The sequence below is a fragment of the Vescimonas sp. genome, from assembly GCF_057856985.1.
Map to the genome: position 1 here is coordinate 44356 of NZ_DBLZXX010000004.1, position 13999 is coordinate 58354.

Sequence of the window (13999 nt, forward strand, 5' to 3'; positions counted from 1 at the left end):
AGCGTAGTAAACAACCAAGCCGGTCTGCCGGCGAGAAAACCGGTATTCCGGTCAGTAAAGGAGAAAAAACGATGAAAAAGCTGATTGCACTGATGCTGGCCATGGTCATGGCCCTGTCCCTGGTGGCCTGCGGTAAGCCTGCAGAGAACGACGATTCCGCAAACGACAACAATACCAATACCGACGGTGACGCCACTGCCACACGGACCTTCGTGATGGGCGTCGACGCGGAGTATCCCCCCTTCAGCTATCTGGGCGAGGACGGCCAGTACACCGGCTTCGACGTGGAGGTCTGCAAGGCTGTCTGCGATCTGCTGGGCTGGGATCTGCAGGTCTTCGGTGTGAACTGGGACCAGAAGCTGGTGCAGCTGGATGCCAAGGAGTGTGACTGCGTATGGTCCGGCATGACCATCCTGGACTCCATGAAGGAGGCCGGCTATGTGATCTCCGCGCCTTACTATGACAACACCCAGGTCATCATGGTCAAGGAGGGCAGCGACATCAAGTCTTCCGCTGACCTGGCCGGTAAGGTCGTGGCCGTGCAGCTGGGCACCTCCGGCGAGGCGCTGCTGGCCGATGGCGGTGATCTGGCCGACCTGGCGGCGACCTTCGCTGACCTGACTACCTGCGACAGCTTCCTGAAGTGCTTCACTGAGCTGGGCGGCGGCGCCGTGGACGCTGTCATCGTGGACAAGCCCGTGGCTGTCTCCTATGCCGAGTCCAACAAGGGCTTCACCGTTCTGGACGAGGGTCTGGGCGCCGAGCAGTACGGTATCGCCTTCCGCGCCGGTGACGAGGAGCTGTGCGCCACCGTGGAGGACGCCGTGGCTCAGCTGGTGGCCAACGGCACCTACGCCGAGATCGCTGCCAAGTATCCCGACATCGCCAACAACCTGACCCTGCTGGGCTGAGCCTGAGGCATCGGCGCACAAAAGAAAACAGCATACCGGCTCCCGAGGGAAATTCCTCCCTCGGGAGCGTATGTGCATGAATTGAGGATAACATATGACCTTACTGACCATGATCGTCAAGATGGGGGAGGGACTTTCCAAGACCTGCGCCATCTTCTTTCTGACGCTGCTGTTCTCCCTGCCGCTGGGCATGATCGTTGCGCTGCTGCGCATGAGCAAAAACAGGATCGTCTCCGGCATCACCCGTTTCTTCATCTCCATTCTCCGCGGCACGCCGCTGATGCTGCAGCTGCTGGCCGTGACCTACGGCCCCTACTACCTCTGTGACTTGCCGGTGGCCCGCAACAAGCTGATCCCTGTGGTCATCGCCTTTGCCATCAACTACGCCGCCTATTTCGCGGAGATCTATCGCGGCGGCATCGAATCTATGCCGGTGGGACAGTATGAAGCGGCAGAGGTGCTGGGTTATACCAAGGCCCAGACCTTTATCCATGTCATCCTGCCGCAGGTGTTCAAGCGCATCATGCCCAGCATCACCAACGAAGTGGTGACGCTGGTGAAGGACACCTCCATGGCGTTCACTGTCTCCTATCAGGAGATGTTCACCATCGGCAAGCAGATCGCCAACTCCGAGACCAGCTTTACGCCGTTCCTGGTGGCAGGCGTGTTCTACTTCGCGTTCAACGCCGTTGTGGATCTGGTCATGGGCAAGGTGGAAAAGCGTATGGACTACTACAAATAAGGGAGGCGGTCGCATGAAACTGTTACAGATGAACCACGTGCAGAAGAGCTTCAACGACGACACGCTGCACGTTCTCAAGGACATCAGTCTCTCCGTAGAAAAAGGCGAGGTGGTGGCCATCATCGGCCCCTCCGGCAGCGGCAAATCCACGCTGCTGCGCTGCGCTGCGATGCTTACCGACATGGATGACGGCGAGCTGTTCTACGGCGACATACAGGCTGCCCGCAGCGAAAACGGCAGGGCGGTCTACGCCGGCAAGGAGACACTGAAAAGGGTGCGGGAAAAGTTCGGGCTGGTGTTCCAGAGCTTCAACCTCTTTCCTCACTATTCCGTGCTGAAAAATCTGACGGACCCCCAGATTCGCGTGCTGGGCCGCGACAAGGAGACGGCGCAGCAGCGGGCGCGGCAGCTGCTGGAAAAGATGGGGCTTTCCGACAAGGAGGGCGCCTACCCCTGCGAGCTCTCCGGTGGACAGCAGCAGCGGGTAGCCATCGCCCGTGCCCTGGCCATGGATCCCGAGATCCTATTTTTTGATGAACCCACCTCGGCGCTGGACCCCGAGCTGACCGGCGAGATCCTGAAGGTCATCCGTGACCTGGCGGAGGAGCATATGACCATGGTCATCGTGACCCACGAGATGTCCTTTGCCAAGGACGTGGCAGACCGCGTTATCTTCATGGCCGGCGGCGTCATTGTGGAGGAGGGCACGCCGGAGGAGGTCATGGTCAACACCCGTGAGGAACGGACCCGTCAGTTCCTGGGGCGGTATCAGAGATGAGAAAGCTGCGCGTGGTGCGGGCAGATCCCGCTGGAAACATCACTCTATTCGTCCTGACGCCCGTAGGCAAGGCGGAGTGCGCCGCTGTGGCCGCACAGCTCATGGCCATCCGGGAGCTGCAGGCGGAGCAGGTAGGCTTCATCTTCCCCAACGGCCATATGGAGATGGAGGCGGGGGAGTTCTGCGGCAACGCCTCCCGTGCCTACGGATTCCTGCTGGCGAAGCAGCAGGGGCTCTCCGGCTGCCGGAGCATGCAGCTGTCCGTCAGCGGCTGCGATCACCCCATCACCGTGACGGTGGACATGGACGCCGGTACGGCGGAGGCAGAGATGCCGCTGCCGAAATTTGTCAGGCCGGTGGACGCTCCTGCCACCGGTACGCTGGTGCATCTGGGAGGCATCGCCCATCTGGTGGTGCAGGATGTCCCGCCCAGCCGTGAGTTTTTCGCCCAGGCCGAGCCGCTCTTTGCGGCGGACCCTGCGCTGGATGCCTACGGCGTGTGCTTCGTGGAGGGGGACCGTATGACGCCGCTGGTGAAGGTACCGGAGGCGGGAACACTGGTGTTCGAGGGCAGCTGCGGCAGCGGTACGCTGGCCTGCGCAGTGGCCATGAGCCAGGGCAGGGAAGGCATATTTTCCGTCTCCCTGCGGCAGCCGGCCGGAACAGTCAACGCCTCCGTGACGCGGCAGGACGGCGCGGTCATTGCGGCGTCTATCGGCGGACCGGTAACGCTGAGCGAGCCCTTTGAGGTGACTATCTGAAAAAATGCCTGAAAAAACGCACCCGACAGGGTGCGTTTTTTGGTTGTACAATTGTACCCAAAGCGGTATAATGTCTGTATTGAGCAACTGTTAGACGGAGGGATATAACATGACCTTGCATGAGTATATGGAGAGCCTGCGGCAGAAAACGGTGGCAGTGCTGGGCATCGGCGTCAGCAACACGCCGCTGGTGCAGCTGCTGCTGCGCAGCGGCATTTGCGTCACCGCCTGTGACAAGCGGACGAGGGAGCAGCTGGGCACGCTGGCTGACGAGCTGAAGCAGGCGGGATGCACGCTGCGGCTGGGACCGGATTATCTGGAGGGTCTCCACGAGGACGTGATCTTCCGCACCCCGGGCCTGCGGCCTGATGTGCCCCAGCTTGCGGCGGCGGTGGCCAATGGCAGCATGCTGACCAGCGAGATGGAGGAGTTCTTCCGTGTCTGCCCGTGTCCCATCATCGCCGTCACCGGCTCCGACGGTAAGACGACGACCACCACCATCATCGCCGAGCTGCTGAAGGCGGCAGGGAACACAGTGTGGGTAGGCGGCAATATCGGACACCCGCTGCTGTGCGATGCCGACCGTATGCGGCCCCAGGACTATGCGGTGCTGGAGCTGTCCAGCTTCCAGCTGATGACCATGGACCGCAGTCCCCATATCGCGGTGGTGACCAATCTGGCCCCCAATCACCTGGACATGCACAAGGACATGGCAGAGTACGTAGCGGCCAAGGAGAACATTTTCCGCCACCAGACCGCCGGCGACATTGCCGTGTTCAACGCCGACAACGCCATCACGGCGGAGCAGGCGGGGCGCACCGTAGGCCGCAGCCGCCGCTTCAGCCGTCAGACAGAGCTGAACGACGGCGTGTTCCTGCGGGGCGAGGACATCGTCTGCCGCAGTGCGGCGGAGGAGCGGGTCGTCATGAAGACATCCGACATCAAGATCCCCGGTGTCCACAACGTGGAGAACTACATGGCAGCCATCGCCGCTGTGGACGGTCTGGTGCCGGACGATATTATCCGTGACTTCGCCCGCAGCTTCGGCGGCGTGGAGCACCGCATCGAGCTGGTGCGTACCTACCGTGGTGTCCGGTACTACAACGATTCCATCGCCTCCAGCCCCTCCCGCACCATTGCGGGGCTGCGCTCCTTCCCGGAGAAGGTTATCCTCATCGCCGGCGGCTATGACAAGCACATTCCTTTCGACGTACTGGGCCCCGAGGTGACGGCCCACGTGAAGCTGCTGGTACTCTGCGGGGCCACGGCGGGGAAGATCCGCGCCGCAGTGGAGGCCGCGCCGGACTACCGCCCGGGCTGTCCGGAGATCCTGGAGGTCACGCCTTTTCAGGCTGCGGTAGAGGCCGCCCGCGACCATGCCGCCGCAGGCGATGTGGTGACGTTGTCCCCGGCCTGTGCTGCCTTCGACCAGTTCAAGAACTTTGCCGAGCGGGGCAGGGTGTTCAAGGAGATCGTCCGCAGCTGGCCGGAGGAATGAGGAAAAGCCTTGGCATCATAAACTCCCTGCAAGGGGGGTGGATGCCGTGGAACGGCTTCGTTATCTGCGCCTGACCGGACGACAGAAGGTGCTGGTCTGGTGTACCTTTCTTCTGGCGGCGTTGGGAGCGCTGACTGCTGCCGCCGTGCTGCATATGAGGCCCATCGTGGTGGATCTGGCCACCGCTCGCACCTCTAACATGGTGAACCGCATCGTGGTGGCCGCCATCAACGACGCGGTGGACAGCGGGCGCATCGACTACGGGCGGCTGGTGTCCTTCGATAAGGATGCCAACGGCCATGTGACGGCGCTGAAAAGCAACATGGCGGAGTTCAACCGCCTGCAGGCGTCTATCTCCGACGATATCCTCCAGCGTATGGCGGATGTGTCCACCACGGATTTGTCCATCCCCATCGGCACGCTGACCGGCTCGCCGCTGCTGGCAGGCCGCGGGCCGTGTCTGCACGTGCGCATGCAGTCCGTGGGCACTGCCACCGCCCGCTTCGATAACCAGTTTTCCTCCGCCGGCATCAACCAGACCCGCCACCGCATCCTGCTGGATGTGGATGTCCACGTCAGCATCCTGCTGCCCGGGCTGACCACCTATACCAAGGTGTCCAACGAGATCTCCGTGGCGGAGACGGTGATCGTGGGCGGCGTACCCGACACCTACACCTATTTCAGTACCACGCCGGACGAGATCGAGAACTACGCCGACGAGTACATCATCAACAACGGATAAGAGGTCACACTATGGACTACCGACAGGAAATGAAGGAGCTGCGGGACACCCTGAATGCCCACGGCTACCGCTATTACGTATTGGATGAGCCCACCATCTCCGACTACGAGTACGACCACATGCTGCGCCGTCTGGAGGATCTGGAGGCGGCACATCCGGAGGAAATCACACCGGATTCGCCCACGCAGCGCATCGGTGGCCGCACGCTGTCCGAGTTCCAGCAGGTGACGCATCCCGTGCCGCTGGAGAGTTTGCAGGACGTGTTCAACGACGATGAGGTGTGCCAGTTTCTGGAAAAGATACCACTGGACGCGCCGCTGTGGAGCGTGGAGCCAAAGGTGGACGGCCTGTCCGTGGCCCTGGAGTACAGAGACGGCGTGTTCGTCCGCGGCGCCACACGCGGCGATGGACGGGTGGGGGAGGACGTGACGGAGAATCTGCGCACCATCCGCTCCATTCCTATGACGCTGCCGGAGAAGCTGCCCCGTCTCATCGTCCGCGGCGAGGTCTACATGGCTCGCAGCGTGTTCGATGAGATCAACGCCCGCCGCGAGCTGGAGGGCAAGCCCCTGATGGCCAACCCCCGCAACGCTGCCGCCGGCTCCCTGCGCCAGCTGGACCCCAAGATCGCGGCCCAGCGCCGTCTGGACATCGCCGTATTCAATCTCCAGCTGGCGGAGGGACGGGAGTTTACCACCCACACCGAGGCCATCGACTATCTGGCGTCCCAGCATTTCAAGGTCATTCCGCACCGGCAGCTATCCAAAACCGCCGATATTCTGGCGGAGATCGCCGCGCTGGGCGACTGTCGGGAGCGTTTCCCCTTCGACATCGACGGCGCGGTCATTAAGCTGGACAACCTGGCGGAGCGGGAGGTGCTTGGCAGTACTGCCAAGTGTCCCCGCTGGGCCATCGCCTACAAGTACCCGCCAGAGACCAAGGAGACGGTGCTCCGCGATATCGTGGTACAGGTAGGACGCACTGGCGTGCTGACTCCCAAGGCGGAGCTGGAGCCGGTGCGTCTGGCGGGCACCACTGTGACCTACGCCACCCTGCATAATCAGGACTATATCGCCCAGAAGGACATCCGCATCGGCGACACGGTGCTGGTGCGCAAGGCGGGGGAGATCATCCCCGAGATCGTGGCCGTGGTGCCGGACAAGCGTCCGGACGGCGCACAGCCCTACACGCTGCCGGACCGCTGCCCCGTCTGCGGCGCGGAGGTGGTGCGGGACGAGGATGGCGCGGCTCTGCGCTGCACCGGCGCGGAGTGCCCTGCCCAGCTGCTGCGGAATCTGACCCATTTCGCCAGCCGAAACGCCATGGACATCGACGGTCTGGGTCCCGCCGTGATACAGCAGCTGGTGGACAGCGGCCTTGTCAGGACTGCCGCCGACCTGTACAGCCTGCGGCCGGAGCAGATCGCGGAGCTGGACCGTATGGGTCAGAAGTCCGCCCGGAACGCGGTGGAGGCCATCGCCAGAAGCCGTGAGGACGACCTGTGGCGCCTCATCTTTGCCCTCGGCATCCGGCAGGTAGGTGAGAAGGCCGCCAAGGTGCTGGCTGCACGGTTCGGCAGCATGGACGCGCTGTCCACCGCCACGGAGGAGGAGCTGACCGCCATTGATGACGTGGGGCCCATCACGGCGAAATACATCCGCCAGTGGATGGACAGCCCACAGTCCCAGGACCTGCTGGCACGTCTGAAGGCCGCAGGGCTCAATATGACCTGTAAAGAGGAAACGGTTGACAGCCGTTTTGCAGGAATGACTTTTGTCCTTACCGGCGCACTGGAGAAGTTTACCCGCGATGAAGCGGGGGAGATGATCGAAAAACGGGGCGGCAAGGTGTCCGGCTCCGTTTCCAAAAAGACCACCTACGTGGTGGCGGGAGAGAACGCCGGCAGCAAGCTGCAAAAGGCGCAGCAGTTGGGCATCCCCGTCCTCACGGAAGATGAATTTCTGGAGTTTCTGAAATAAGGAGGTACACGTCATGGCAGAGCATACCGATCAGAATCTGCTGCATCAGGTGATTTACAGCGTCTTTGTGCGCAACCACACCAAAGAAGGCACCTTCCGCGCGTTGGAGGGCGACCTGGACCGCCTGAAGGGGCTGGGTGCAGACATCATCTGGCTCATGCCCATCCATCCCATTGGTTCGGAGGGCCGTAAGGGCACTCTGGGCAGCCCCTACGCCATTCAGGACTACCGCGGCATCAATCCCGAGTACGGCACGCGGGAGGACTTCATCCATCTGGTGGATGCCATCCATGCTCGCGGCATGAAGTGCATCATCGATGTGGTGTACAACCACACCTCACCGGACTCCGTGCTGGCCCACACCCATCCGGAGTACTTCCTCCGCGACGCAGAGGGTCGCCCTACCCGAAAGGTGGCGGACTGGTGGGATGTGGTGGACCTGGATTACAGCAACCGCGACCTGTGGAACTACCAGATCGACACATTGAAGCAGTGGGCCGCCATCGTGGATGGCTTCCGCTGCGACGTGGCCAGCAGCGTCCCGCTGGACTTCTGGTGTGAGGCACGCCGCCAGGTGGAGACGGTGCGCCCTGGCTGCATCTGGTTGGCCGAAAGCGTCCACGGCGCCTACGTGCTGGGCATGCGCCGCACGGGCGCGGCCTGCGCCACGGACACCGAGCTGTACCGCGCCTTCGACATGACCTACGACTACGACATCTGGCCTTTTTACGAGGGCTTCCTGAAGGGAGATCTGTCCCTGCGGACCTACACGGACATCCTGAACTATCAGGAGCTGACGTATCCCACTGGCTACATCAAGGCCCGCTGCCTGGAGAACCACGACACCTGCCGTGCGGCCTCCTGGTTCACCAGTGACCGCCAGCTGTACCACTGGCTGGGATTCCTGTACTTCCAGCGGGGTGCCGCCATGCTGTACAGCGGCATGGAGTACGCGCCCAAAAAGCGGGTGGGGCTTTTCGACGCCGACGACAACTACGGCGACATGCGGCTGGACGTGCAGCGGTACCTCACCGCCTGCAAGGCCATGAAGCAGACGCTGCCGCTGGGCGGCGGCTTCTGGTGGGTAACCGCCAGCGACAGTGTGGTGCTGGGCCACTACGAGGGACTGGAGGGCCGCGCACTGGGCGTGTTTGACCTGCAGGGCCGCGGCGGTGAAGTGGCCGTGGATCTGCCGGACGGTGTGTACGAGAACCGTTTGGGCGGGCAAGTCACCGTCCGGAACGGCAGGCTGCCGCTGGGTGAATACCCCGTGGTGATCTGATGCGGGCCGCCGCTATTGGTTTTTTATACAAAGCGAAAAGAGATTCTGTGACGTATGTCACAGAATCTCTTTTGTTCATTGACCTGCGGCAATCGAAATGCTATACTTTTACACGGCATATCTAGGCTCTTTCCTGTGGCAAAGCAGGGAGGAGCTGATAGAAAAGAGGAGGAAAGAATCATATGAGCAAGATCATGAAGATCTGCGACGGCAACGAGGCGGCGGCATACGTCGCCTATGCGTTCTCCGAGGTCGCAGCCATCTACCCCATCACACCCTCCAGCCCTATGGCGGAGCACGCCGACGCGTGGTCGGCCAACGGCAAGAAGAACATCTTCGGCCAGCCGGTTCGTCTGGTGGAGATGCAGTCCGAGGCCGGCGCCTGCGGCGCGTGCCACGGCGCACTGGAGGCCGGTGCGCTGGCCACCAGCTTCACCGCCTCTCAGGGCCTGATGCTGATGATCCCCACCCTGCACCGTATCTCCGGCGAGCGTCTGCCCGGCGTGCTGCACGTGGCGTCCCGCACCGTGGGTACCCACGCATTCTCCATCTTCGGCGACCACTCCGACGTAATGAACTGCCGTCAGACGGGCTTTGCCCTGCTTTCCAGCGGCAGTGTGCAGGAATCCGCCGATCTGGCTGCCGTGGCACATTTGAGCGCCATCAAGGCCCGCATCCCGTTCCTGCACTTCTTCGACGGCTTCCGTACCAGCCATGAGATCCAGAAGATCGACGTGCTGAGCTACGACGAGTACGCCAAGCTGGTGGACCGCAACGCACTGGCTGCCTTCCGCGCCAATGCCCTGAACCCGGAGGATCCCCGGATGCGTTCTCTGGTGGATAACCCCGACATCTACTTCCAGCTCCGCGAGTCCAACAACACGGCCTACGCCGAGCTGCCCGACATCGTGGAGGACTACATGGCTCAGATCAGCAAGCTGACCGGCCGTGAGTACCACCTGTTCAACTACTACGGCGCGCCCGACGCCGAGCGCGTCATCGTGGCCATGGGCTCCGTGGGCGGCTGCGCACAGGAGGTCGTCAACCATCTGAACGCCAAGGGCGAGAAGGTGGGCTTCCTGCAGGTACACCTGTTCCGCCCCTTCTCCCGCAAGCACCTGATAGCCGCCATGCCCAAGACGGTGAAGAAGATCGCCGTCCTCGACCGCGTCAAGGAGATCGGCTCCATCGGCGAGCCTCTGTACGAGGACATCTGCGCCGCCTATATCAACGAGAGCGACCGCCCCGCCATCTACGCCGGCCGCTACGGTCTGAGCAGCAAGGACACCACCCCCGCCCAGATCAAGGCTGTGTTCGACAACCTGCTGCTGGATGAGCCGAAGAATCACTTCACCATCGGCATCGTGGACGATGTGACCCATCTGTCCCTGCCCGTGGGCGCACCTCTGCTCACCGAGCCGGAGGGCACCATCTCCTGCAAATTCTGGGGTCTCGGCTCCGACGGTACGGTGGGTGCCAACAAGAACTCCATCAAGATCATCGGCGAGACGACGGATATGTACTGCCAGGCGTACTTTGAGTACGACACCAAGAAGTCCTTCGGCATCACCAAGAGCCACCTGCGCTTCGGTAAGCACCCCATCAGCTCCACCTACTATGTGTCCAACGCGGACTTCATCGCTTGCCACAACCAGACGTACCTGACCAAGTACGACATCATCCACGAGCTGAAGCCCCATGGCAGCTTCCTGCTGAACTGCGAGTGGGCGGAGAACGAGCTGGAACAGCACGTTCCCGGCGAGATCCTCAAGTATATCGCCGACAACGACATCAAGTTCTATATCATCGACGCCAACAAGGAGTCGCAGGCGCTGGGACTGGGCAACCGCTCCAACATGGTGCTGCAGGCCGCCTTCTTCAAGCTGGCCAACGTCATCCCCGTGGAGGACGCCGTGGCCCACATGAAGGACGCCGTCAAGAAGACCTACGGCCTGAAGGGCGAGAAGATCGTCAACATGAACATCGCCGCCGTGGACGCCGGCCTTAACGCACTGGTGGAGGTCAAGGTGAAGCCCGAGTGGACGAACCTCACCGACAAGGCGCTGAAGCCCGCCGGCGAGAACCTGCCCTACGTCATCAAGAACATTCTGGTACCCATCAACGCCCAGAAGGGCGACGATCTGCCCGTCTCCGCCTTCAAGGGCATGGAGGACGGCACCATGCCGCTGGGTACCTCCCGCTACGAGAAGCGCGGCATCGCCACCCATCTGCCTGTGTGGGATGCTGCCGAGTGCCTCCAGTGCAATATGTGCTCCTTTGTCTGCCCCCACGCCGTCATCCGCCCGTTCCTGCTGGACGAGGGCGAGGTCAAGGCGGCTCCCGTGGATATGACGCTGGTGGATGCCAAGGGCCCCGGGCTGGACGGCCTGAAGTATACCATGGGCGTGTCCACGCTGGACTGCACCAGCTGCGGCAGCTGTGTGGCCTCCTGCCCCAAGAGCGGCAAGGCGCTGAAGATGGTACCTGCTCACGAGGTGTCTCTGGATCAGACCGGCTGGAACTTCCTGACCGGCGTGAAGGAAAAGACCTCCCGCGTGGACAAGTTCACCCTGAAGGGCAGTCAGTTCAAGCAGCCTCTGGTGGAGTTCAACGGCGCCTGCGCCGGCTGCGGCGAGACGCCCTATATCAAGCTGCTGACCCAGATGTTCGGCGACAAGATGTATCTGGCCAACGCCACCGGCTGCACCCAGGCCTGGGGCGCGGCCATGCCCTGCGTGCCGTACTGCAAGAACGCCGAGGGCAAGGGCGTGGCATGGTCTAACTCCCTGTTTGAGAACAACGCCGAGTTCTCCTACGGTATGTGTCTGGCTGTCAAGCAGCTGCGCGAGTGCGTCACCGGCTACGTCAAGGAGCTGGATGCGCTGACCAAGGATGAGACCGTCAAGGCCGCCATTGCCAAGTGGCTGGAGACCTACGAGGATCTGGACGCCTCCACTCCCGCTACCGAGGCGCTGGTGGCGCTGCTGGAGAATGGCAAGTTCTCTGCCGAGGAGCAGGCCATCGTGGACGAGATCCTCAAGCGCAAGAAGGATATGTCCAAGAAGACCATGTGGATGTACGGCGGCGACGGCTGGGCCTACGACATCGGCTACGGCGGCCTCGACCACGTCTTCGCCATGGGCGAGGATGTCAACGTGCTGCTGGTGGACACCGAGGTGTACTCCAATACCGGCGGACAGTCCTCCAAGGCCACGCCCATCGGCGCGGTGGCGCAGTTCCAGGCCAGCGGCAAGAAGACCAAGAAGAAAGACCTTGGTATGCTGATGATGACCTACGACAATGTGTATGTGGCACAGTGCTCCATGGGTGCCAATCCCAACCAGCTCATCAAGGCCATCAAGGAGGCCGAGGCTCATAAGGGTCCGTCCATCGTCATCTGCTACGCGCCCTGCATCAACCACGGTATCAAGAAGGGTATGAACAACGTCCAGCAGGAGATGAAGGACGCTGTCAACTCCGGTTACTGGAACCTGTACCGGTACAGCCCGGAGACCAAGACCTTCACGCTGGACAGTAAGGAACCCACCATGCCGCTGTATGACTTCATGAAGGGCGAGGTGCGCTATGCCTCTCTGGAGCTGAGCTTCCCCGAAAATGCCAAGGTGCTGTTCGCCGAGGCAGAGGAGGCCGCCAAGGAGAAGTACGACGCCTACAAGCGCCGTGCGGAGAAGTGAGGAAGTTTCTCCGCGGTAAACTTCTTCGTGAATTTGTGACAAAATAAGATAGAGCCGCCCCAAGGGCGGCTCTATCTTATTTTTCTTTTGTTTCGGCGCAGATTATTTTTTATTGCGGTGATAAATATCCGTTAATTTGTTGACATACAGCAGGGAGAGTGATAAAATTAACAAAGTAAAAAATCCTACTTCATGAGGGGAAAGGGAGAACAGTATGGCAGTACCGTTTGACTACACAGCAGAATACCGGCGCAAACTCTGCACACCGGATGAGGCGGCTAAGGTCGTCAAGAGCGGCGACTGGATCGACATCGCTATGGGCGCGGGCTTCCCCTCGCTGATGGATGCCGCCGTGGCCCGCCGTAAGGAAGAGCTGCGGGACGTGAAGATCCGCGGCTACCTGATTTTCGATCCGATTCAGATGGTGGAGTGCGACCCTACCCGCCAGCACTTCGTCTACAACAGCTGGCACATGTCCGGCTACGAACGCAAGCTTTGCGACAAGGGTCTGTGCAATTTCAACCCCATGGTGTTCCGTAACCTGGGCTGGTACTATACCCAGTTCCTGACGGTGAACGTGGCCATGATGTGCGTTACCCCCATGAACGAGCACGGCTACTTCAACTTTGCCGCCTCCACCGCCTCCGCCCGTGCCACGCTGGACAAGGCGGACATCGTGATCCTGGAGATCAACGAGAACCTGCCTTGGGTCTACGGCGGTCTGGACGAGTGCATCCACATCAGCGACGTGGACATGATCGTGGAGGGCCCCCACGGCAAGCTGCCCAGCGTCAAGTCCCCCGCGGCCTCCGAGGCAGAGATGAAGATCGCCGAGTACGTGGTACAGAACATGGTGGACGGCTCCACGCTGCAGCTGGGAATCGGTTCGCTGCCTAATGCCGTGGGACAGATGATCGCCAAGAGCGACCTGAAGGGTCTGGGCATCCACACGGAGATGCTGTGCGACAGCTACCTGGACATGTACAAGGCCGGCAAGATTACCAATACTCACAAGAAGCTGGACCGCTACAAGAGCATTTTCGGCCTGGCGCTGGGCTCACCGGACCTGTATGACTGGATTCGCGAGAACCCGGGTGTGGTCACGTACCCCATCAGCTATTGCAACGATCCCGCTAATGTGGGTAAGCAGGACAATTTCGTGTCCATCAACAACTGTATCTCCGTGGACCTGTACGGCCAGATCTGCGCCGAGAGCTCCGGCACCCGCCAGATCAGCGGCACCGGCGGCCAGCTGGACTTCCTGGAGGGCGCGGCTCTGTCCAACGGCGGCAAGGCATTCATCTGTCTGACCTCATCCTTCACGGATAAGCAGGGCAACGTAAAGTCCCGCATCAACCCGCTGCTGACCCCCGGAGACATCGTCACCGATCCCCGCAGCCAGGCGTATTACATCGTCACAGAGTACGGCGGCGTGAACCTGGTGGGTTGCTCCACCTGGGAGCGAGCGGAGAAGTTAGTGAGCATTGCCCACCCCATGTTCCGCGATGACCTCATCGCCAACGCGGAAAAGCAGGGCATCTGGATACGCTCCAACAAGCGATAAGTACATACGGCAGGGGACGGCAGTGCCGCCCCCTGTTTTTTGCGGAG

Annotated in this window: 10 protein-coding genes; all 10 read left to right on the top strand. The window is 61.4% G+C overall.

Annotated features, from left to right (window positions below):
• Window positions 1–71 precede the first annotated feature (71 nt).
• The 10 genes from ACZM22_RS05145 to ACZM22_RS05190 all read left to right on the top strand — a co-directional run bounded on the left by ACZM22_RS05145 (window position 72) and on the right by ACZM22_RS05190 (window position 13952).
• Window positions 72–911 carry a transporter substrate-binding domain-containing protein gene (locus tag ACZM22_RS05145; protein WP_489543322.1) on the top strand — a complete coding sequence of 280 codons (840 nt, stop codon included), beginning with the start codon at window positions 72–74 and terminating at the stop codon, window positions 909–911.
• Window positions 912–1005: 94 nt separating this feature from the next.
• The gene (locus tag ACZM22_RS05150) at window positions 1006–1653 is read left to right on the top strand and encodes an amino acid ABC transporter permease (RefSeq protein ID WP_483268177.1); all 648 of its coding nucleotides are present in this window, start codon (window positions 1006–1008) and stop codon (window positions 1651–1653) included.
• Between the two features lie 13 nt (window positions 1654–1666).
• On the top strand, window positions 1667–2431 hold the full coding sequence (locus tag ACZM22_RS05155; protein ID WP_484423876.1) for an amino acid ABC transporter ATP-binding protein: 765 nt from the start codon (window positions 1667–1669) through the stop codon (window positions 2429–2431).
• Window positions 2428–3192: a histidine racemase CntK family protein gene (locus tag ACZM22_RS05160; protein ID WP_489543323.1), complete on the top strand. Its 765-nt coding sequence runs from the start codon at window positions 2428–2430 to the stop codon at window positions 3190–3192. The genes ACZM22_RS05155 and ACZM22_RS05160 overlap by 4 nt, the downstream gene beginning before the upstream one ends.
• A gap of 109 nt (window positions 3193–3301) precedes the next feature.
• Window positions 3302–4690, top strand: coding sequence for a UDP-N-acetylmuramoyl-L-alanine--D-glutamate ligase (gene murD / locus ACZM22_RS05165; protein ID WP_489543324.1), 1389 nt, complete (start codon window positions 3302–3304; stop codon window positions 4688–4690).
• A gap of 46 nt (window positions 4691–4736) precedes the next feature.
• Window positions 4737–5432 carry a sporulation protein YunB gene (gene yunB / locus ACZM22_RS05170; RefSeq protein ID WP_489543325.1) on the top strand — a complete coding sequence of 232 codons (696 nt, stop codon included), beginning with the start codon at window positions 4737–4739 and terminating at the stop codon, window positions 5430–5432.
• A gap of 11 nt (window positions 5433–5443) precedes the next feature.
• The gene (ligA, locus tag ACZM22_RS05175; RefSeq protein ID WP_489543326.1) at window positions 5444–7411 is read left to right on the top strand and encodes an NAD-dependent DNA ligase LigA; all 1968 of its coding nucleotides are present in this window, start codon (window positions 5444–5446) and stop codon (window positions 7409–7411) included.
• 13 nt (window positions 7412–7424) lie between these two features.
• On the top strand, window positions 7425–8693 hold the full coding sequence (locus ACZM22_RS05180) for an alpha-amylase family glycosyl hydrolase (protein ID WP_489543327.1): 1269 nt from the start codon (window positions 7425–7427) through the stop codon (window positions 8691–8693).
• 182 nt (window positions 8694–8875) lie between these two features.
• Window positions 8876–12388, top strand: coding sequence for a pyruvate:ferredoxin (flavodoxin) oxidoreductase (gene nifJ, locus ACZM22_RS05185; protein WP_489543328.1), 3513 nt, complete (start codon window positions 8876–8878; stop codon window positions 12386–12388).
• A gap of 214 nt (window positions 12389–12602) precedes the next feature.
• A complete protein-coding gene (locus ACZM22_RS05190) occupies window positions 12603–13952 on the top strand; it encodes an acetyl-CoA hydrolase/transferase family protein (protein ID WP_489543329.1) in 1350 nt (449 codons plus the stop codon).
• Window positions 13953–13999: the final 47 nt, after the last annotated feature.